Consider the following 22133-nt stretch of genomic DNA (forward strand, 5'->3'; position numbering starts at 1 on the left):
TACCGTACTATTACTTCTTTCCCGGAGAGATAAAAGACACGTGTGCTATCTTCCCGTTTTCAATCGTATAAATGGCAATCGCTTCCAGTGGTTTATTCCCCATACCCGTAACACTTTCCTGGTCTATCACCGTATTCCCCAACACCATTCTGTTCACCAGCTGACAGTGCAGGTTTTTCGCCCGTTCAAAGAGACTGCTATACCGTTGGTGCATCTGCTCTTTACCCTTCATCATTATCTGTCCTGTTGCCTGATCGGAGATGACTACGCTATCGCTGTAGGGCGCCAGAAATGCATCAATGTTTCTCGCATTATAGGCATTAAGTTGTTCCTGGGCAAGTATGGCTGGTGTAACAGGTAATAGTTTTCCGGCCTCGATGGTTTTACCCCGGTGTATGACTGTATCTATATGTGCCAGTGCATCCAGGTGCTGTACAGGATCTTTGGATAACAGCAGGAGATCTGCCACTTTTCCCTTTTCAACACTGCCATAATCTTTGTCTTTTCCGAAACCCCTGGCCGCATTGATAGTCGCTGCACGGATGATTTCCATGTTGGTCAGTCCGGCTTGCTGCATGGCTTGCAGTTCTGTAAAATAAGAAGAGGCGTGTAGTGTACCGATGTTCCCGGCATCAGTTCCTGTCACGATATTAATACCTGCATCCTGTGCCAGTTTCAGGTTTTTCAGCATGATGGTATCTTCTTCTGATGGTACGTGATGCAGGGTGCGCAGTTGTTTGTAACTGAATTTAGCCACGCTGCTGTCAATGTGCTGGAGATCAGTCAAGGTACCCAGCATAAACGGATCGCCATAGGCCAGGTCCTGTGCAGGAAAATCAAACTGTTGTGTAAAGGCCCGTTTATAACCATGCATCACGGTTAATGTGGGGATGTATACGGTCTGATGACTTTTAAGCAATTGCAGCATTTCATTGTCAAACAGTTGATCATCTACACTGTGCACCAGAATGTCTGCACCGGCGCTGACCGCCAGTTTTGCAGTCTGGTATTCCGTACCGTGTACCGCAACTTTTAGTCCGTGCGCGTGGCTTTCTTCTATGGCTGCGCGTACGATATGCAAGGTGCTTTCTGCCGGCTGACCAGGCACCACGATGTACCAGATCTTAATAAAATCAGGTTTGTAGGGGACTTGTTTTCTGACCAGTTCACGTGCTGCATCCGGGGTAGTCACTTTCACGATAGGAGGATCGTTTTTATCCAGGTTGGGCGGCAGATAAGTTGATATCAGCGGACCAGTCACCCAGGCATTAGTACTCAGGGAGTCTTTTGCTGCCTGTTCCCTGATACTGAAGTTGCGCAGCGGACCACCCACATCGGCTACCGTGGTAATGCCACAGGCCAGGTAACGGGCCATCAGGTCGCCCAGGTGATCTTTTACCCATTGCTGGTCTTTTTCGTAGGGATAGACATGTCTCAGGTCAAGTGCATCAGGTCTGGTATACAGTCCGCCGCTCTGAAAGAAATGTATATGCGCATCTGTCATACCCGGCATTACAAAGCGTCCTGTAGCATCGATGGTGGTCGCGCCGGCAGGGATCTTCAGTTTCCTGGAAGGCCCTGTCATGACGATCCGGTCATTTTCAATGATGATTGTCTGATCAGGCAGTGTTTTGTTGTTAATTATGTCTATAATGTTTGCATGGGTAATGCAGACGGTCTTTGTGGTGGCGTCCGGAACTGACTGCGCAGATACCGGCAGGGTACAGGCAATCAGTGCGGTCTTCAGTAGCAGATAGCAGCGTTTCATGGGTTATTATTGATGACACTAAAGGTAGCAGATTTTACTTTCTTTATATATATTAGCCGGATGAATCAGCAGTTGAAAATCCCTATGCGACGTCCCTTTGTGCTTTCTGGTGGTGGGGCCCGTGGTTATGCTCATATCGGTGTATTAAAAGCGTTTGAAGAACAGGACATCTTTCCCCAGGCGATTGCAGCTACCAGTGCCGGCTCTATCGCTGCTGCCTTTATCTGTGATGGTTATAGTCCGGATGAAGTCAGAGAAATATTCCAGCATACAAAGATGGGACTGTCTATGCAGTGGCGGAATCTCAAATCTGGTTTCCTGTCATTAAAGACGGTAGAGAAGGTACTGAAACAGACCCTGCGTCATACTACTTTTGAATCTTTGCCCATTCCTTTATATATCGCGGCGACGGACTATGGAACCGGCAGACAAACTGTTTTTTCCAAAGGAGAAGTGATTCCGGCGGTACTGGCGGCTTCGACTATTCCCATGTTATTTCCCCCGGTGGTAATAGATGGTATACCTTATATCGATGGGGGGATATCCAGCAACCTGCCGCTTGAACCGCTGTTGGGTGTTTATAATGATATTATCGGCGTACATGTCAATCCCATGACGCCTTACAATCCGGGAGGCAGCATCTCGGCTGCGATGGATCGTACCATGCATATGGCTATCCAGGAGCCGGTATTGAAAAACAGGCAATTATGCAGCCTCTTTATAGAACCGGATGGACTGGGACAGTTTGGGATGTTTGATTTTAAGCGTTTCGACGCTATTTATCAGACCGGACTGGAATATACCCGGAAACGGCTGGAAGAAGCAGCCGGATGGCCGGATGTACAGGCAGTGTAGGGGATTCAACTTGTCAAGTAAAAAACAGGCTACCGGCAGTGGGGGCCAGGATGTACGAAAACGATACATCATGCGTTTATAAGGGTAGATCGCGTTGTTCATTTGCCTCCTATTGTAAACCCACTCAGAAAAATGAGACACTCGCTTAAAAATTCCATGATTATCGGTACCCTTGGTATCTTTTTGTTGTCTGCCTGTAGCAAATCTGATAGCGTCACTCCCGAAGAAAAGGCCGTAAATGAAAACTCAAGGGCAACGGGCGAAGTTGCCGCGCTCGCAGTACCTGTTGGCACTGTTGTTTATACCAGCAATGGTTATAAACTGACGCTGACCAACAACGATCCTAATTTCAATGAGACCGTACGTCAGAAGATCGTAGACATCTTCTTTGGTACCTATCCGCAATTGCTGACCCGCTTCAACCCCGGTGTCACCAAATCAATTACCTATGTAATTGACCCTAATTACAGTGGAGTAGCCTATACTTCCGGTACAACAGTTACCTACAGTGCGGCATGGTTCCAGAGCAATCCACAGGATGTGGACGTAGCAACGCATGAGATCATGCATATCATTCAGGCTTATACCGGCGGTACTCCCGGCTGGTTAACTGAGGGTATTGCTGACCTGGTACGTTACAGATACGGCGTGAATAACTCAGCAGCAGGATGGTCTTTGCCTGCATTTTCTTCATCTCAGTCTTATACGAATTCTTATCGCGTAACCGCACGTTTCCTGGCATGGCTGGAAAATCACGTGAGCAACACGATTGTAACCAATCTGAATACTGCTTTACGTAATCACACCTACACTGCTAATACCTGGGTAACGCTGACCGGTAAAACTGTTGATCAGCTGTGGGCTGACTATGCAGCTAATCCTGCATTGTAACGGGAAATCGTATCGCATTAATGTGTTGCCATAATTAGTAACTAATAACTATCACACCGGGAGGTGATGAACAGCGATCTTTTTTGCAACACATACCAATATCCCGGCTGCTGGACAGCCGGGATATTTTTTATCAGTCAAAGAAAGGTTCAGGGGCGGTTCTGTCTACACGGAATGCCTGATCAAGATAATACAACACTGTCTCCGGTGCTTTGGCTGTTCTGACCAGTTCCCGCAGGGGTGTCACTATTCTCGGGTATTCATCGATAAACTCAAGTCCTTCTACAAAAGGTAGCTTAAAGGATTGCATCAGCAGGCGAAACCGTTCCAGTTCTGCGCCCCAGTAGCGGATATATTTACTGGCACTGATACCCAGTTCTATCAGGATATCTTTGGTCTGAAACAACATACCGGCTTCCAGCAGACAATCCTGTGCCAGTTCGGGCCCATATTTCTCCAGCTCCTTCAGCACAAAATCCTTCTGTAAAAGGGATGTCGTCATGTTCTCTTCCTCATAAATGCCATATACGCAACTTACCTTCGACGGCAGTGTCTCTGCCAGTGTAAGAAAAAGCGCCCATAAACGATCGTTATTGATATTGATAGTCGCCTGAAAACGGTAAGGTAGCTTCGGATTTTCGTTCATCTGCAGATTGTATCCTTCTACGATCTTCGCCTTTCTCCGCCGGATAAGAATTTCATCAATATCAGGACGGTGGTCCAGTTCCGCGTCAGTAGGAATACGCACAGTAATGGGCAATTGTAACATGCAGTAAAGGTAAGGGATACCTTTGTTTTAGGCATGGTTCATGATAAATACCAGTATGAAGCATCAGGAACGGCCATATCAGCGTATTGAAAATTATGGTATCATCGGCAACCTTGAAACAGTCGCCCTGGTTTCCCTGACGGGGTCCATTGACTTTATGTGTTTTCCCCGCTTTGACGCCCCCACTATTTTCGCATCCCTGCTGGACTCCACAAAAGGCGGGTTCTTTTCCGTAGAACCACAGATGGGGGAGTATAACTCCAAACAATTGTATATACCCGGTACGGCGGTCTTGCTGACCCGTTTTTTTTCTGAATCAGGTATTGCCGAACTGACGGACTATATGCCCCTGCAGGCAGCGGGAGACGAGACGGACAGCACCATCGTGCGTAAGATCAAGGCGATCCGTGGCGATATTACTTTCAAGTTACATTGCGTACCCCGTTTTGATTATGCGGAGGCGAAACACGAGGCAGACCTGAAAAAGAAAAAGAATGAGATCATCTTCACCGCTATTAATGATGGGAATGTGCAGTTACGCCTGATAGCGGATATTCCACTGCAGCTGAAACGGATGGATGGTTATGCGGAGTTTACGCTGAAGGAGTCCGAAATGGCGCATATCGTATTACAGGCTGTTAAAAAAGACCATAAAGGAGCCTTTTCCGGCATTAATTACTATGCACATGATACCTATCACCAAACGATCGCAAAGTGGCGGGAATGGGTAGGGAAATCGACTTATAAAGGGCATTACGGGGAACTGATACAGCGTTCCGCCATTACTTTGAAGTTACTCACCTCCGCCAGGTATGGTTCAGTAATAGCAGCAGCTACTTTCGGTATACCAGAAACCCTTGGCGGCAGCCGTAACTGGGATTACCGCTTTACCTGGATCCGGGATGCAGCTTTTACCATGTATGCTTTCCTGAAACTGGGTTTCTACGACGAGGCGACAAACTTCATGAACTGGATTTCCAGCCTTTGTACGGAAAGTAAACTCCAGTTGCTCTACAAAGTGGACGGTACTAAAAGCGGGGCGGAACACGAACTGAAGTATCTGGACGGATATAAAGGCGCCAGGCCGGTACGTATCGGGAATGCTGCAGCCACACAATTGCAGATCGATATCTACGGAGAACTGATTGACACGATCTATATCTACAACAAGTCTTATAAACCGATCACCTACGAATTCTGGACCTTGATACAACAACAGGTAAACAGTGTGGTGGCCGGCTGGAAACAACCCGATCATGGTATCTGGGAGATCAGGAACGTGAAACGCGAATTCCTGCATACGCGTTTAATGTGCTGGGTAGCGATGGACAGGGCCATCAAGATTGCAGAACATCGTTCCTTCCCTTATCCCGAAATGGAATGGCAGGCCGTCCGTGATGAAATTTACAACGATATCTATCATAACTTCTGGAACGAAGAACTCGGCGCCTGGGTACAGTATAAAGGCGCAAAAACGGTGGACGCAAGCGCGCTACTGATGCCATTGACACATTTTATTACGCCGCTGGAACCAAGATGGCTGTCTACCATGAAAGTCATAGATCGCGACCTCCGGCTGGATGTACTGATCTACCGCTACCGGAATCACCTTGAGCGGATTGATGGTCTTGACGGAGTGGAAGGCACCTTTAACATGTGTTCTTTCTGGTACATAGAAGCGCTGGCCAAATGCGGGGAAATTGACCTGGCGGTGGAAAGCTTTGAGAAGATGATCGGTTATGCCAATCACCTAGGGCTCTTCAGTGAAGAACTGGGCATGAAAGGAGAACACCTGGGCAACTTCCCGCAGGCTTTTACCCACCTGGCCCTGATCAGTGCCGCCGTAGAGATCAACAAGCAACTGAGCCGCCGTTAAGCTTACTTTTCCATCGGAAATACAGGAAACAACAGATTTGTATTGCTGATGAAAGCAATACGCCTACTGTCAGGCGACCAGGAAGGCGTATTGATCGTGCCCTGTCCTCCATAGAGATAGGCAATTACTTTCGCCGGGCCTCCCGTTGCCGGCATCAGCCGCAGATATACATGTTTATAGAAAGGGTGGTCCGATGCGTCTACTTCTTCCTTCAGAAAGGAGAGGAAAACGATCCATTTGCCATCCGGTGAGATATGCGGAAACCAGTTATGAAAGTCATCATTTGTTATCTGCGTCTGATTACTGCCATCAGGGGCCATACGCCAGATCTGCATCATACCGCTACGCACGGAATTGAAATAAATGTACTTACCGTCGGGTGTATATTCGGGGCCGTCGTCAAGACCAGGTGCAGTCGTCAGCCGTACTTCTTCTCCACCCTTTGCAGGCACCCGGTATATGTCAAAGTCGTTGTTCCTTTGTCCGGTAAAGACCAGGTATTTCCCATCAGGCGACCAGCCATGCATATAAGACGGACCGACCTTATTGATACGAACGGGATCTCCGCCGGTATGTGGAACGACATATCCTACAGAAGCCCCGTTTTCTCCTTCACCGCTACTGATGGCCAGCATCTTTCCGTCAAAAGATAACACGTGATCATTGTTATTCTGTTTTGCTACACCGGTATTGATCGGTGAAGGTGTCCGGGTACGCAGGTCGAACTGATATAATTTCCCTTCTTTGTTATAGATCAGGGATTGGCCATCCTGGTTCCAGTTAGGCGCCTGTATAGATCCTGGCGTCTGATAAACGATGATACTATGCTGGGTGGCAATATCCATCAGTTCCAGCTGACTGCCTATATACTGTTTGTAAGCCTTCAGGTCCGCAGGTGCAGGTGCTGTCAGCCGTACATTGCTGAATACCGCTTTTTCTGTTACATCGGCGTTGTGTGAACAGACGAAAAGCCCTGCAAACACTTCATCGCCCAGAGGCATATCATCGAGTGTTTCACTACTAAAAGGAACGCCATTACGCGCAACGGATAAGGTGTAGGTATTTCCTTTTCTTTCCAGCTGGACAATGTCCGCGCCACTCACACCGGTTTTGATCTCTTCTGTATTCGCGCCGCTGGTTTTTCTGTACTGAAGAGAGGTGAGTCCGTCGCCGTGTACCACACCATTGACATGTTGTGCACCTGTATCCAGGCTACTACGTACCATCAGTCCCCATTTGCGGTGTGCTTCCTGACCTTTCCCGTTAAACTGTGCACGGGTACGTAAGATAAAATCACCTTTCATCTTTTTCCAGGCAAAATGACATTCATCGCTGCCAAACCACATGTTCGTACCGGCGCCGGTAATGGTGTATTGTTGTGTTTTGGGATCGTATTGCAGACTACCCGGATGTTTCACCTGACCAATATCGCCATGGGCGTCAAAGATACCGGTGTTTTGTGCCGCAAGGGGAACGGAAGAGAGGTTGAACAGCAATAGGGCCAATATCGCGAAGTACAATTGTTTACCCATAAGGAACGAGTATAAAGTGTGAGTCGTGGAATTCGAAATCTCTTCTAATTTACTGATGTTTCTGTTGGAATGGAACAGGCGGAGGGGTATTATGCACTATTAATTTGCATAGTGCGATGATATACAATACAAGGGGGTATTAATCATTGATTACTACCCCTTTGTATTTTCATGTGGTGTGATGATCAGTCGCCTCTTTCAACAGGTGTAATGCGTAGCTCCAGGAGGGTATTATCCCTGATCACGTTGATATACTGGAACTGTCCGATCTTATCAGAAGTGAGCATTTTGAAGAACTGGTCGGCTGTTTCTACCAGGTGGTCATTGAACTGGAAAATAATGTCGCCATTCAGGATACCGGCTTTGGCCGCCGGACTGTAACGTTCTACATTAGATACAAACAGCGCCTGTTTGTTCCGGATCTGGTGAATACTGCGTAAACGGGGTACCAGGTCTATCTGTTGCATGGCAACGCCGATATAGGCCCGTTTTACTTTCCCGAAACGGATCAGCTGATTGGCGATAGCTTTGGCGGTATTGATACTGATCGCAAAGCAGAGTCCCTGTGCACCCATAATCACGGCAGTATTGACACCGATTACTTCGCCTTCACTGTTGATAAGCGGTCCGCCGGAATTGCCGGGATTCAGCGCTGCATCTGTCTGTATCATTGCATCCATTGTAACGCCGTTTTGTCCTTGTAGCGACCTGCCGACTGCACTGATCACACCGGCAGTTACCGTATGCTGGAAGCCCAGTGGGTTCCCGATGGCAATGGCCAGTTGTCCGATTTTCAGATCATCGGAATCGCCCAGTTTTACCGTCGCAAACTCCCCTGCGTCAATCTTCAATATGGCCAGATCGGTAGGCACGTCCTGCCCTGCCAGGGTAGCCGTATATTCACGTCCATCCTGCAGCCGCACTTTCAGACGGGTGGCGCCATTGATGACGTGACTGTTGGTGAACAGGTAACCGTCAGACGAGAAGAGAAATCCGGATCCTGTTCCGGATACCGTTTCCTGGTTACCACGACGTTCCAACCGTTCTATTTTGACAACTGCGGGACTGGCTTTCTCGACAGCGTCAATGATGAGTTGAGAATATGCATCCATAGTTTTAATAAAATCGATTTATAATGGCACATCAAATACCCTACCCTGGAAAAATCGGGGTCAGTATGGCAGCAGAAGGAGGAATTTATAAGGAAAAACCTGCCAGAAGGCTGGCCGGAATAGGGGAGAGACGACGCAAAGTCAGGTTTACACTGTTAGGTGTGCAGCGCACTTTTGAAGCGTTTTCTGTACTCAGAAGGCGTTGCTTCCATGACCCGCAGGAATACCTTGCGCATATTGTCTGCATTACCGAAGCCACTTTGTAAGGCGATTTCTGCCTGGGTCAGTTTCTTTTCCGTCAGACTTCTGCAGGCCAGTTCGACACGCAGTTTTTCAATATACCTGGCAGGGGTAATATGCAATTCCTGTACAAATATCCGGGCGAAATTACGGGGACTCATGGCAGCTTCCTGTGCCAGTCGCTCGACGCTGATCTCTTCATGGAGATGCGTCTGCAGCCAGGACAACGCATTGTTGATGGGTGTATAGTCCGTAGCCTGTGCCGCCAGCATGGTACTATATTGTGATTGATTACCGGGACGTTTAAGAAAGAGGACCATTTGTCTGGCAATGTCCAGCGCAAATGTCCTCCCCATGTCTTCTTCTACCAGTGCCAGCGCCAGGTCCATTCCGGTGGTAACGCCGGCGGAAGTATAAATGTGTCCGTCTTTTACAAAGACGGGGGTATGCTCTACCAGTACGTCCGGATACTTTTCTTTCATCTTTTGGCAGAGCCGCCAGTGAGTAGTAGCTCTTTTGCCATTTAATACGCCTGCCTGTGCCAGCATAAAAGAACCAGAACAAACGGAACCGATCCGCCGTACCCGGTTGGCTTGCGCGCCTATCCACGGAAGCAGATTGGGATGTAATGGCTGATCATCATCCGCAGGAATACCGGAAAGGATCAGTGTATCGATGGGGTAGTTGATTTCTTCGAAAGTTGATTCACACAATATCGGCAGGAAAGATGAAGTGACGATCTGCCTCGTGGCTTCACCGGATACAGTATGTACGATATATTGCAGATGATGATCCATTTTAGTCTGTTCTGCCGCTGCTCTGCTGAATACTTCCATGGGTCCTGCCATGTCCATCAATGCGGAATTGGAAGGCACCAGTATGACGATATGTTTCTCTTCTTTGCTCATGGTAGATCTGTAATATAGCGACCGTCAGCATTGGCAGAAATGAACGGTTTTTTGTCTTCCTGTCCGGACGGTCGCGGGCCTAAATTTGCGGTATGAGACACCTGATGATTCTTACAGCACTAATCCCATTTTTATCCGTTAGCACAATGAAAGCACAAATGCCTGAAGCAAAATTTATAGAGATCGAAAGTACAAAGCTTTGTTATTATGAACAAGGTCAGGGAGACGTCATTCTGTTATTGCATGGCTGGCCACAGACCTCCTACGTCTGGCGGAAAGTAATGCCATTACTGGCGAAGCATAACAGGGTTATTGCAGTGGACCTGCCCGGACTGGGTAACAGTGGTCTGGCGCCGGCTTATAATACAAAAGCTGTAGCGGCATTGATCAGTCGTTTTATCAGCCAGCTCCACATCAGCAAGGTACACCTGGTATCTCATGATGTAGGCAGCTGGGTGGCCGTATCATTTGCATTGAACCATGAAGCACAGCTCAATACCCTGACAGTCATCGATGCAGCAATACCCGGACTGATGTCAGAAGCCGTATTCAAACCGGAAAATGCGCAGAAAATCTGGCAGTTCTATTTCCATGCGGTAAGCGATATTCCGGAGTTACTGGTAGAAGGAAAGGAGAAAGCGTATTTATCCTGGTATTTCTCCAACAAATCCTTTGTTAAAACGGCCATCAATGAGCAGGACCAGGACGAATATGTACGGGCTTATACGGGTATAGAACGTTTGAAACAGGGTTTTGCCTATTACAGGGCATTTACAGCCAGTGCACAGCATAACAGGGCAGATCTGCACCGTTTACAGGTACCGGTACTGGCCCTGGGCGGACAATATGCACTTGGCGAACAGATAGGCAATGCTTTACAACAGCTGGCAACGCCGGAAGTGATCGTGGTGAAAGATGCAGGGCATTATGTGCCGGAAGAGCAACCCGGGGAAACAGTACGTTGTATCAGGAACATGATAGACCGTTTTGAAGCAAAGTAAAGCGGTATCACCGGGAGTCTGGTAAATAAAATATATATTCGTTTTGTTTTCCGGACTTCCGGTATTAATCCCCTGTTACTATGGCATATAAAAGAAAAGGACATCTTACTACTGCTACTGAAAGATGGAAACATTTAAGACCGCTTTTACATAGAATATACTGGAAGAAAGAGCGTAAAGCCGGCAAGACGATGGTCAGATTAGAACTGGCGGAACGCCAGCGGGCCTGAGTTATCTGCCATCAGTGTATCGCATCCACTTATTATCCTTCATCGTCCACTTCACTAACAATACACCAGTTGTATTGCTGTATCCCTGTCACGGTTCATGACGGGATCTTTCCTCTTCAAACTACATTATAGTCGGTTCATCAGATGTGGCAGGCAAAGCCTGGAAGAAAGTGCAATATTTGCCGCAGACTAAAAATTTAACAGTTCTAACAATTGCTTCATCAGCGATTGATACAGTTGTAGGTTTAAGCAGTACACCGGCTATTCCTGGCTGGTGTCTTTATTTTTATAAGGCGGTATTATAGCTGGCCAATGATCATTTTCTTATGATGTTTACCCCACCTGATCATTTCATTGATCAATACACCGTATTCTTTCGCGTATTCGGTAAACTCATATTCTACCAGTGTCGGTACATTCGGATCGACGGTGCGGGTGATCAGTTTATTGTCCTCAAGCTCCCGCAGACTTCTCGACAACATCCTCGTGGTGATACCCGGTATGCTCCGCTCGATCTCTTTGAAGTGGTTATTGCCGTTACAGATGGAATGTATAATAGGCAGTTTCCACTTGCCACCGATCACATAGATGGTGTCCTGCAGGGCTTTAATGTCCTCCTCGGTTTGCTGTACTTTGATGCATTGATCTTTCATGGTATGGTATCATCCGTGATACTGCTGACAAAGGTATAGCAAGTTGAAGATACCTTTGATATCGAAAATGATGAATGTAATATGAACGCAAATAAAACAAGGGTCGGTATTATCGGCGCAAGCGAAAAAAGAGGATGGGCTGCCTGGGCCCACATCCCGGCATTGAAGACATTACCAGACTATGAGATCAGTGCATTGTTTACTTCAAAAATGGAGCATACGGATACTTTAAAAACTGCTTTTGATGTTCCCCTGGTCTATAATGAAATACAGGAACTGGTACACAGTAAAGCGGTAGATATGATACTGGTGGCGGTAAAAGTACCTTCTCATTTCGAACTGATCAGCGCTGCCGCGGCTGCCGGAAAAGACGTCTTTAGTGAATGGCCTTTAGGCCGGAACCTGCAGGAGGCGGAAGCCCTGACTGCCCTGGTAAAGGAAAAAGGGGTAAAAGGCTTTGTAGGCTTACAATCCCGGTCGGTGCCGGCGGTACGGTTTATCAGGGACTATATTGCGCAGGGGCATATCGGAGAGGTGTTGTCTACCACCATGGTAGGTGCTGGCATTCTCTATGGCGCGGCCATAGATCAGGCGAATACTTATATCGTTAATCCGGAAACAGGCGCTGGTTTATTACCGGTGATCTTTTCCAATGCGGTGGATGCCCTGTGTCATGTACTGGGGGAGTTTACAAGCCTTTCTGCAACTACAGCTATCAGGAGAACAAAGACGATGGTAATAGAAACAGGAGAGGAAATCCCTGCCAATACGCCGGATCAGGTGGCTGTAAGCGGCATCCTGGAAAGCGGCGCTGTGGCGACGGCTCATTTCAGGGGAGGTACGCTGCCAGGTACCAATTTCCTATGGGAAATCAACGGTACAAAAGGCGATATCCAGATTACAGCCCCTGGGGCTAGTCTGGCGGTGTTTGACCTGAACGTTAAAGCCAGTAAAGGAGAAAACGGTCCGCTGGAAGAACTGATAATTCCGGCGGAATATAACCTGATCCCGGACGGCTCTCTGGGACCGATCCCTACCAATACCGGACAGAACTACCCCCTGATTCTTTCCGGTCAGGCGCCTACCTTCCAGGATGCCATGATCAGACATAGAATGATCCACGCCATAGAGACGTCCGCACAAACGGGCGAAAGGCAATCGTATGATTTTAGATAGATGTCGACAGACGTAATGCTGCCCCTGGAGAAGGAGGTGGCGGTGCATATGTAACCAGTCTTAGGCAGATCGGTATTGTGCAGATCGGTCAGTCGGGTAAAGAAACAAGTAGTTATGCTATTCCAAAGAGACAGTCTGTAGACGGGGCAATCGATATGTGGTATCAGTTCCGCCGTCCGCATTATGACTGGACTTTCCGTGGTAGTAAATTCAGTAGCAATTATAACAATATCGGAGGCTTTTTCTCCTATAATTATATTTTAGCCAATAAGAGGGGCTACGTAGTCTATAACGACTTTATAGACAATGTAGAGAGCGATGACGAAGATTATCGTAAAATAAAGAAAATGAGATCCATCAGCGATGCTAATACAATATATGCCATCTACGATGCGGAAGAGGGTATAAGAATGTTATTGATAAATTGTGATTGTCTTTAATCTCCAGCATCTCAATATCGTCAACAGGTTTAAAGATTATCATCCAGTATTTTCTTTTCAGCATCGGTGAAATGAGGATATAATTTGTTGAAATATTGCTGCGTACGTTTTTGATTATTTAGAATGATTATGCCAATGTTATCTTCCTCGTTTTCAAGCATGACGTTTTTTTCTCCATCGAAAGAAAGGAGTGATGTAGAGTTGTCTATACGCTGCGTATGTATAATTTCTTTTTTATCCAGCGCTACTGCTTCCAGATAGTGATGGCCGTCACTACTGTCTCTCAGATAGGCAATAATTGTGCTCTGAGGATTAAAATAACACTGTGGTCTCACTATACCATAATTGACTAATTTAGGCATGATGGCATTCTCGCCCCCAAATGGGAAGATAATCTGGTTGTTGTCAATCCGCCGGATTGATAAGTGTCCTATTGAATCCAAACGGATATAATATTCTCTATTAGGTGAAACACCTCGAACAACTCTTAACGTCCGAATTTCTTTAAACGGGAGGAGGTTATATGATTTGAGTATTCGCGCGTTATTTACATATGTTAATATGCCGTTGCTTAATGATAGGCCCAGTGTATATTGTCGTCGGGGATCGAAGTCAGGATTTGTAATATAAGTCCGGTTGTAATCGGCAATACGTGTTATGATATTTCCGTATATGTCGCAGATCTTGATGCCGGTTGTATCTGACATATAAATGATACATTTTCGTTCTCTGAAGGAAAATATTCTCTGTAGTTTGTCGCGTTTGCTGGCGGTATGACGCCAGCCATCTTTATAAGAGGAAAAATAGATGGAATCGTTGTGTTTATAAACAATGGACTCATTTGAGTTTGTTTCTGTAATGAGTGTTGTTATAGGTGTTTTTTCTCTCAGCACTGGTTGCCTCGGATTGGAGATGTCGTAAACGATTAACATTCTATCTTTTCTTGTCGTGTCAGAAAAAGCCATTAATTTCCCGTCTGGAGATATTGTTGCAGATGACATGGATTCTGACGGGTCATCTGAAGTAATCATGAGATTTATATTGACAGGCCGTCTATTTTTTAGATCGTATACCGTGACCACATTTCTTTTCGTCTTAAACCATATGAAGTCATTTGCCCCGACGAAACTTTCGATTCCTGGTTCCTCCTCAGGATCATAATCAGGCACTTTTCCTTTGCCAACATCTTTTATAAATTGTTTTGGTAAAACATACTCTTGTGCAATACTGAATGTATCATTAGCAACGACATCGTATATGATTAGCTTGCTTTTTGAATTCTTACATAGCAAGTAGTTGTTGGAGCTAGAATGGGCATATAATTTAAGATCGGTGTAGGATTTTACCTGCAGTTGATTTTCCTGGCCAGGAGTAATGGTATATATATTCAATAACATTTGATTTTCCTGTACGACATAATGATTAGGAGGTAACCATTCTATCCGTTTACCACCTGAAATATCATAAAAGAAAGAAGAATCGAGTTTTGCGGACAACCGGTTTTGACCTGGTCGGTCAAATAATACAAAACTGTTATTGTTAGACCATATTCTAAAAGCAGTGCGGTGATTATTGGAATTATAATATGCCTGGCCCTGTTGCAGCAGACTTTTATTGAGATATTTGGTTGCTTTTCTGCTTGTGTTTAATACATAAATAAATAACAGAAAAATGAATAACGTTAATAAAACGAAAATCCTTGTATAACGCGATTGCGTTTTCTTTTGTATTTCCAGTATTTTTTTCTCCGATTCTAGTCGTTTCTCTTTATTAATGATTGCATACTTCGTCACAGCCCGTACGAGTGTATCATGACTAAGCTCAAATGTCTTCCCGAGATGCGTAAATTCTTCCTTTACCAGACGCACCTCCATCATCTTTTCCAGTAAATGCGTATTGTTCCCCAGCAATTCTGTGATCTGCCCTTCCGTCAGACTGGTGCGTCCACCGCCGGCTACCAGATGATCTTCGATAATTTTCCGGCACAAGGCAATGTCCTGGTCCTTTCCGATTTTCATAAGTTGGTCCTCGTAAAAGCTATCCAGCACTTTTTCAACATCCAGTATTCCTATTGTATCCTCGTTCACCACTAACCCTGGTGTCTTTTTTTCTGTGACTTTTTGTTCGATATATGAACATATTTTCTGCAGCTGTGACCCGTCAATACCTGTTTCTGGTATATACTTTTTCTCGTCGTCCAGTGATGTCTCACTATTAGGCGTTTTCTGGTTCCCGGTTAATTTATTGAGAACAGCTTGCAGCCACAGTTTGTCTATTTTGAAGGGAGGGGATATAAATTCCTGATCAGATAAACTGGCCGGTCCTGTAACCGCTTCCCTGGCATTGATGGTATTTAATGCCCCGAGGCGGTATCTGTTACGCAGAATCAATGGAATATATCTGCGTAGGGAATCCAGTTCTGCCAGCTTATCCCCGCGTATGGCGAATATACATTTGATAATGGGTTGTTTAGACCACATGATCATTTCCTCTGTTCTTGATGCACTGCTGAAAGAACGTAGCCATTCAAGTATGCGGTTTGGACACATCTCATGCAATAACTCTGCAAGTTCTGCGAGAAAGTCGTGTTGCTGTGCTATAGGGAAGTTAAAGAACTCTTCAAACTGGTCGAAGATCAGCACAGGGATTTGCTGCCGGCTTATTTTATCTGTGATTACTTCATTTGCAGCCGTGCCTGTGTTTTGTTCCAGGAGCTCTTTGACCAGATAATCATTTATGCCTTTCTTCTCCTCATATACCGGGAACTCAAGTACCTTAAACAATTCCCATAGGCGGGGTTTCTCTTTATCGAAAAGAATATCAGCTGACCGTTGTTGAATGGTCCCTTCTTTTTTAATTTTATAAGAGATCACCTCATGTAATATCTGTAAGGGTGTTTTCATGCGACCAGACTCCGTGTACTGAAAGCGGATCTTAATCGGGTAAAATCCGTCTTCCTGCATATAGGGGATAAGTCCGGCATTGATCAGCGAAGATTTACCTACACCGGATTTGGCAAATAATACAATGGTCCGCTCGTTTTTCAACATCTGCAACAGCTCCTTTTTCTCCCGGCTCCGGCCAAAGAAAAGGGAGTGCTGTTTTTCATCAAAAGCGACTATACCCGGATAACGACTGGGAAGTGTTGTAGTGCCTATCATACAATTCTGGGGGTGATATTGGTAAGTACGGCATTTAGATCGGCAATGAATGTCACGAGTTCATCGTTGACAAAAAACATACGGAATTCCTCTTCAAAGAATTCCCGTGTGCTGGGACTAATGCGGCGTCTTTTGTTAGGATCGTTATCTTCCACATTGCAGGAAACGGCATTGTTCTGTTCTTTCTTTAGTTTGAACAAATGGAACAATACCTTGAAATACCATTGTTCAAAGTCAAATCCCAGGAAAAGATAACTGTCCTTTTCATTGAATTCAGACAGTAATTCTTCATCTATCTTTGGATTGCCCATCGTCACCCGGCTGATGAAATCAAGGAATTCCGCTTCGGTATGCAATACGGAGCTTTCATTGCGAAATGAGCCGAAGAGATTATATACAACGGTCTGACCAGGCGAAAACTCTCCATCGTCAGACACCTGCATGTCTGACAGTTCTTCCGGCTCCGGTCCGGCGTCTCTACAGGACATATCATAATATGCCAACCTACAGCCATCTGTTTTTATTTTGTTGATTTCGTTATATAATAGTTCATCAGGGTTGGCATTGATCACTATTTTGAGCGGTAGCTTACTGAGTTCCTGGTATAGGGAGAGATTAATTCTTCTGCTCTTGAGGTGTTCTTCAAACTTTTCTTTTGATAAATGAGCAATGTCTCCATGCACATAATTAGGCATTTCCCTGTAACAACTAGCCATGTAACTGAGATTGTCGCGCAGGTTTTTGTCATAATATACATTGCTGAGATTCATTTCTTCCATTAGCTGGTAAGACATCCATTCATTGAAGGAAACGATGTTTCTGTTTTCTGTCAATGTCAATACATCGGGTCCCAGAAATACTACGCAACGTCCGGTAATCAGGTCATGCGCCAGTTGCAGGAGTCGATTCTCCCTGCTGGACAACAGCTCATTATAATAGTAACGTAATACGGGCAGCTCTTCGCTCTTTAGTGCTTCTTCGAGAAATCTTTTCATCCGCTCTTTGGATGAATTGACAAAGGCAAGCGCTTCTCCCCATTTTACCCAGTCATTGGTTGCACCTCCGGAAAGGGGGCTATGTATATTTGCATGTTTCAGATAAACCTCAGCGAGGTTTGCAGGTCGCTGGTATAAAATAGTCTGAATTTTGTGTAGCTGTCTGTCAGAAAATACCATGTCAGACTAATTTTTCGGTGAATTTTTTAATGGTGTCTTTCAATCGCTCAATGTTCGTACCCTGATTCCTTTTTACATTTTGTCCACTTGCTTTGTCCATCAGCCATCCGCCGCCATGGTGAACAGCCACGACCTCCCAGTCGCTGTTTAAGACCGGAGAACCGGAGGATCCGTCATTTGTATCTGTGAGGTATTGCACGATATCCTGATCCGCATATTGTACGATGTTGTTGTAAATACCAATCTGTTTCGGTCCGCCCAATGGATGCTGGATGATATTCACAAAGTCGCCGGCCCTTACACCTGTGTTGGACAGCTTGAATGACCCATAAGAAGTAATGGCCGGGTCGTCAATTTTTACCAAAGTCCAGTCTTCTTCCTTATTGGTTTCAAATAAGGGACTTTCCCGTAAACCTGGGGTCAGTTTACAGCTGTATTCAGCTTTCAGTTCGGTTATTTTCGTCTCTGAAAGCCGTACGCCCTTTTTGATCTGATAACCAAACTCAATAATGGCCGACTCGGCGGCATCCATATCTGCGAGTACATGGTTGTTCGTAATCAGCCAGCTATTTTCAATCAGAAAACCGGTGGCCATCGTATTGCCCAATACAATACGTACAACTGCCTTTGCCGCTTCTGTGCCATTTTCCAGGAATCCGATCGGCAGCAACGTACTTTTTTTACCCATGATTTTCTCTCTGGATAGTTGCAGATCGTTGCCTCCTTTCCAGTTAGACAGGTCCAGTGTGACTGATTTGACATCCTTTTTTGCCTTGAGCATGGCAATGGCGCCCTGCAGAAACTGATCGTCTCCATTTCCTTCTTCAGGAGATGCGATCAGTTCCAGTAAGGGCAGTAGTTTATTACGTCCCTCAGCGAATTCCATAATATAAAACCAGGTGGCCACAGCCGGGGAAGGAAACTCCATCAGATGTGCAGGAAGACCAACCAGTTTTATTAATCTCAGCTTCGTATGGTGATTGAAGTCTGTGATATACAGGTTCGCCAGGTAATAATTTAACTCTCTTAAAATATTATTCCATTCCATAGCAGGGTAGGAGGACTATTGGTAAAGTGGATAAGATTCCAGATCCCGTAGCTGTTTACCAGGTGCAATTGATTTCGTCTCCAGTGTAAAGGAGAGTACACTCTTTAATTCCTCTTCCACCAGTTTACAGATACGTATCGCGTCTTCTCTTAAAATATCCGGGCTGGTGATGGCATATCGCTTAAATACCTTCAGACTATCCTCTGCATCTGTATCTTTTCCATCCTGAATCGCTTTTTGAATGGCCTGATAGCTATCCATCAGATAAGGCAGTTTAAACCAGTCATTTCGTTCCCGGCTATATGCGATGGAATAGATCACATATGGATAATCTTTCAGCGGCTCTTTTGAGTTTTTATCTACAAGTACATAGTCAGAAGGGGTAACTTCCAGTGTAGGGATAATGTTGCTTTGTTTGGGTGTACGCATGACTACAAACCAGCCTGTTTTAGGCGGATTGAAGGTGGTGGCAATACCGATCTCCAATGCGGAGTCAGCATCCGTTCCGATGATACCGTCGATTCCTTTTTTCAGGGGCTCTACAAAAGGTACGGCTGCACTGAGTACGGATACGCCGGCGGTGGAGGCCATGGTTTCCAGGAGGTCAATGAAAGGAGCTGCCAGGTCGGACTGTTTCACAGAGAAAAGTCCCAGTTCCAGACTGACCTCTTCTCCGCGGTAAGGTACCAGGCTAACAATCGGTATATTTTTAACGATCACCCTGTCGAGGTGTTTGCCATCCAGCTTTTTGAGTTCGGAAGGAGAGGTGACATTCTGAAAAACTGCGTCTTTACCTCCCTGGTGATTCAGCTTTACGACACTGTGTACGACACCGTAATAAGTCGAAGTGAACTTACGTACGTCGGTAATGTGCATAGAACGTACGGTAATGTTCAGATACCCTTTGTTCATCGGGATGTCTTCTACGGTTTTAGGTTCATCGGGTATCTGGTCAGGCGTCAGAGGGGCATAAGTCCATATTTCAGATTTCTTGGTAAAAATGTCTTTGAGATTCATGAGGTTAATGTTATGTGTGATTAAAGATGTAGTGTCTAGTGTCCAGCGTTGGCCCGGATCCATGTGGCGAAGGCAGTGGATGTATTATAAGCTGCTGTTGCCATGGAAAAAGGATGCAATTGTGCTTGCAGCCAGGGTGCGGGATAAGTCATTTAAATACATTCTATGAATGCTTGAATTTTGGAATTAACGATATTAAAGAGCGGCAAACGGAGTTGATAAAAGATCAATTGAGGTAGTTACCATAACGTTTTGTCAGAGGTTAATAAACCCCGTTGTCCCTGTAAATCTTAACTAAATATAGTTAAAATAATAAAATCATGTGCTGATTCTTTTTAACACGCTACTACCTGAATAGTATTGATAATCATATCTATATAACAGGCCCGACTTTTATGCGCATATATCCCTGACCATTATACCGGTTCACCGGCTCCCGCATTATATCCTAAAAAACGGTGCTCCGCCACCTTCTATGCAATCGATAGAAATTTTTGGACTACTATCGGTAATTTATTTCTATATTAGTGCATCATGTCCACGTTTAATACTATTTCCGCGCTGAAAGAAGGAGATCCTTCCGTTTTCAGTGATATATTCAATGAATATCACCGGAAGGTGTATTTCTACGTGCTCTCCAAGACCCACTCTCCCTATATCGCAGAAGAAACTACCCAGATTACCTTTATCAAACTATGGGATTACAGGCATAAACTGGATGAATCAGAGCCGGTCAGCCGTTTGATCTTCCATATTGCCCGGGCCACCTCAATCGATCTCCTCAGAAAGGAAGCCGTTAAAGGCCGCTTTCTCAAACAGGAGAACCCGCCCGAATCAGACACCGTTAATATATCCGATACCATTGAAGCACGCGAACAGCTGATCAGGGTGCGCCAGGCAGTAAATAGTATGCCCCCTGTCAGAAGAAAAGTCTTTGAGCTCAGCCGTTACGAATTTAAATCCTACAAAGAAATTGCCGCACAACTGTCCCTTTCGGTTAAAACGGTAGAGAATCATATGTCTTTAGCTATCAGTTATTTAAGGAGCGTGCTGTTACTGTTGTTCCTCCTGCTGTACCTTATCTGAAAAAAAAAATCTCCTCCCATTAGGGGTTCCCTCTTTCTCAAACGATATTAATAACAAAGTCCCATTATCTTAACTCGACACCATGCAAAGGGAATTGATTGACAAGTATTTCAGGAATGAATGTACTGATGATGAAAGACAGCAGGTACTGGAATATTTCAGGAATAATCCCGAAGAGTGGAACAGGTATATGAACGAAGATGACTGGGATCAATATGTAGTAAATGAAGAACTCCCGCAGGAGCTTTCGGAGGATCTGTTTGAAAGAGTCAGCAGACAAACCTTCAGAAACTCCCGGAGAAGTATGATGATCAGGCTGGCAGCTGCAGCCGTAATCGTCAGTCTCCTGGTGGGGTCTTTATGGGCCTATCTGACCGTCAGGGAATCCCGTGTGCAGCGTGGTATCGCCCATGCCGGCACGCAGGAGGAGATGACGGAAAAACGGAACGATACAGATAAACAGTTGCGTGTACAGCTGGCAGATGGATCTTTTGTCGTACTGGAGCCACATAGTTACATCCGGTATTATGAACCATTTGTATCAGACAGAGACAGGCTGGTATATCTGTGGGGAAAGGCCTTATTCAATGTAGAGAAAGATCAAAGCAGGGCATTCATTGTATACTCAGATATGCTCGCCACCACAGTGCTAGGCACTTCCTTTACCGTAGATGCATTTGATGAAAGCGATGTGATCAGGGTAAAACTGCACAAGGGGAAAGTACAGGTAACCGCTGCGGATACGCTGGCACAGCAATGGAACGGAAAAGAAATACTCCGTCCTGGTGATGAACTGATCTATGACAAAGTAAACAAGGTAGCCAGCATTAAACGTAATGCACCAGCAGAACAGCTGGTGAGAGCTGCACCTGCCGGTGGTGCTGATTATCACGTACGCCGGCCTGACTCTTATACATTTGACATATCACCACTGTCAGAAGTATTCGATCAGCTCAGCAGCTACTACCAGATAGAGATTTATTATTATCCTTCTGAGATCAATAACAAATACTTCTCAGGAAGAATGCGAAAAACAGACAAGTTAGAAACTATACTGAACGATATAGCAATACTAAACCAACTTACTATTGAGAAAGACCAGAATCGTTATATCATAAGGGAGAAAAATTAGCAAGAACATATAGCACGTAAACTATCGGGTCGTTGAGCGAATCAACGAAAGGGACCTTATTTG

At 45.4% G+C, this 22133-nt stretch carries 19 protein-coding genes; 9 read left to right on the forward strand and 10 right to left on the reverse strand.

All coding sequences use genetic code 11. The annotated features are described in order from the left end of the window. Positions 1-10 precede the first annotated feature (10 nt). On the reverse strand, positions 11-1768 hold the full coding sequence (locus CPIN_RS13975) for an amidohydrolase family protein (RefSeq protein ID WP_012790456.1): 1758 nt from the start codon (positions 1766-1768) through the stop codon (positions 11-13). Positions 1769-1852: 84 nt separating this feature from the next. Between CPIN_RS13975 and CPIN_RS13980 the strand changes: the two genes are divergently transcribed. Continuing rightward, on the forward strand, positions 1853-2623 hold the full coding sequence (locus CPIN_RS13980) for a patatin-like phospholipase family protein (RefSeq protein WP_012790457.1): 771 nt from the start codon (positions 1853-1855) through the stop codon (positions 2621-2623). Between the two features lie 132 nt (positions 2624-2755). After that, positions 2756-3514 (forward strand): basic secretory protein-like protein, encoded by a 759-nt coding sequence (locus CPIN_RS13985; RefSeq protein ID WP_148230569.1) that lies wholly within the window; start codon positions 2756-2758, stop codon positions 3512-3514. Between the two features lie 133 nt (positions 3515-3647). On the opposite strand, the gene CPIN_RS13990 is transcribed toward CPIN_RS13985, so the two are convergent. Continuing rightward, entirely contained in the window at positions 3648-4283 is a 636-nt protein-coding gene (locus CPIN_RS13990) for a hypothetical protein (RefSeq protein WP_012790459.1), read from the reverse strand. A 55-nt stretch (positions 4284-4338) separates the two neighbouring features. On the opposite strand from CPIN_RS13990, the gene CPIN_RS13995 reads away from it, so the two are divergent. Further along, entirely contained in the window at positions 4339-6159 is a 1821-nt protein-coding gene (locus tag CPIN_RS13995) for a glycoside hydrolase family 15 protein (protein WP_012790460.1), read from the forward strand. Positions 6160-6161: 2 nt separating this feature from the next. Here the strand turns inward: CPIN_RS13995 and CPIN_RS14000 are convergent, their stop codons facing one another. From CPIN_RS14000 to CPIN_RS14010, 3 genes are all read right to left on the reverse strand, one after another. Next, positions 6162-7691: a TolB family protein gene (locus CPIN_RS14000; RefSeq protein WP_012790461.1), complete on the reverse strand. Its 1530-nt coding sequence runs from the start codon at positions 7689-7691 to the stop codon at positions 6162-6164. Positions 7692-7876: 185 nt separating this feature from the next. Further along, entirely contained in the window at positions 7877-8803 is a 927-nt protein-coding gene (locus CPIN_RS14005; RefSeq protein WP_012790462.1) for a S1C family serine protease, read from the reverse strand. A gap of 155 nt (positions 8804-8958) precedes the next feature. Then, on the reverse strand, positions 8959-9951 hold the full coding sequence (locus CPIN_RS14010; RefSeq protein WP_012790463.1) for a GlxA family transcriptional regulator: 993 nt from the start codon (positions 9949-9951) through the stop codon (positions 8959-8961). 146 nt (positions 9952-10097) lie between these two features. Between CPIN_RS14010 and CPIN_RS14015 the strand changes: the two genes are divergently transcribed. Together CPIN_RS14015 and CPIN_RS38970 are read left to right on the forward strand one after the other, a co-directional pair. Further along, a complete protein-coding gene (locus CPIN_RS14015) occupies positions 10098-10952 on the forward strand; it encodes an alpha/beta fold hydrolase (RefSeq protein ID WP_044218646.1) in 855 nt (284 codons plus the stop codon). 80 nt (positions 10953-11032) lie between these two features. After that, positions 11033-11182, forward strand: coding sequence for a hypothetical protein (locus tag CPIN_RS38970; RefSeq protein ID WP_012790465.1), 150 nt, complete (start codon positions 11033-11035; stop codon positions 11180-11182). A gap of 299 nt (positions 11183-11481) precedes the next feature. On the opposite strand, the gene CPIN_RS14020 is transcribed toward CPIN_RS38970, so the two are convergent. After that, positions 11482-11835, reverse strand: coding sequence for a winged helix-turn-helix transcriptional regulator (locus CPIN_RS14020; RefSeq protein ID WP_012790466.1), 354 nt, complete (start codon positions 11833-11835; stop codon positions 11482-11484). A gap of 81 nt (positions 11836-11916) precedes the next feature. Here CPIN_RS14020 and CPIN_RS14025 point away from each other — a divergent pair, with 81 nt between their 5' ends. Both CPIN_RS14025 and CPIN_RS14030 read left to right on the forward strand, forming a co-directional pair. Beyond that, entirely contained in the window at positions 11917-13011 is a 1095-nt protein-coding gene (locus CPIN_RS14025) for a Gfo/Idh/MocA family protein (protein WP_012790467.1), read from the forward strand. A gap of 77 nt (positions 13012-13088) precedes the next feature. Then, positions 13089-13451, forward strand: coding sequence for a hypothetical protein (locus CPIN_RS14030; protein WP_012790468.1), 363 nt, complete (start codon positions 13089-13091; stop codon positions 13449-13451). 29 nt (positions 13452-13480) lie between these two features. Here CPIN_RS14030 and CPIN_RS14035 read toward each other — a convergent pair whose 3' ends face one another. The 4 genes from CPIN_RS14035 to CPIN_RS14050 are packed head-to-tail and all read right to left on the reverse strand — an operon-like array spanning position 13481 to position 19852. After that, positions 13481-16612 (reverse strand): nSTAND1 domain-containing NTPase, encoded by a 3132-nt coding sequence (locus tag CPIN_RS14035; RefSeq protein WP_012790469.1) that lies wholly within the window; start codon positions 16610-16612, stop codon positions 13481-13483. After that, positions 16609-17787 carry an SIR2 family protein gene (locus CPIN_RS14040; RefSeq protein ID WP_012790470.1) on the reverse strand — a complete coding sequence of 393 codons (1179 nt, stop codon included), beginning with the start codon at positions 17785-17787 and terminating at the stop codon, positions 16609-16611. Before CPIN_RS14040 ends, CPIN_RS14035 begins: the two co-directional genes overlap by 4 nt. Before the next feature lies 1 nt (position 17788). Continuing rightward, positions 17789-18835 carry a trypsin-like serine peptidase gene (locus CPIN_RS14045; RefSeq protein WP_012790471.1) on the reverse strand — a complete coding sequence of 349 codons (1047 nt, stop codon included), beginning with the start codon at positions 18833-18835 and terminating at the stop codon, positions 17789-17791. Positions 18836-18850: 15 nt separating this feature from the next. After that, positions 18851-19852, reverse strand: coding sequence for a hypothetical protein (locus CPIN_RS14050; protein WP_044218656.1), 1002 nt, complete (start codon positions 19850-19852; stop codon positions 18851-18853). 534 nt (positions 19853-20386) lie between these two features. On the opposite strand from CPIN_RS14050, the gene CPIN_RS14055 reads away from it, so the two are divergent. Both CPIN_RS14055 and CPIN_RS14060 read left to right on the forward strand, forming a co-directional pair. Further along, on the forward strand, positions 20387-20938 hold the full coding sequence (locus CPIN_RS14055) for a sigma-70 family RNA polymerase sigma factor (protein ID WP_012790473.1): 552 nt from the start codon (positions 20387-20389) through the stop codon (positions 20936-20938). Positions 20939-21020: 82 nt separating this feature from the next. Next, positions 21021-22070 (forward strand): FecR family protein, encoded by a 1050-nt coding sequence (locus CPIN_RS14060; RefSeq protein WP_012790474.1) that lies wholly within the window; start codon positions 21021-21023, stop codon positions 22068-22070. Positions 22071-22133: the final 63 nt, after the last annotated feature.

This window comes from Chitinophaga pinensis DSM 2588, assembly GCF_000024005.1.
Classification (GTDB): Bacteria; Bacteroidota; Bacteroidia; order Chitinophagales; family Chitinophagaceae; genus Chitinophaga; species Chitinophaga pinensis.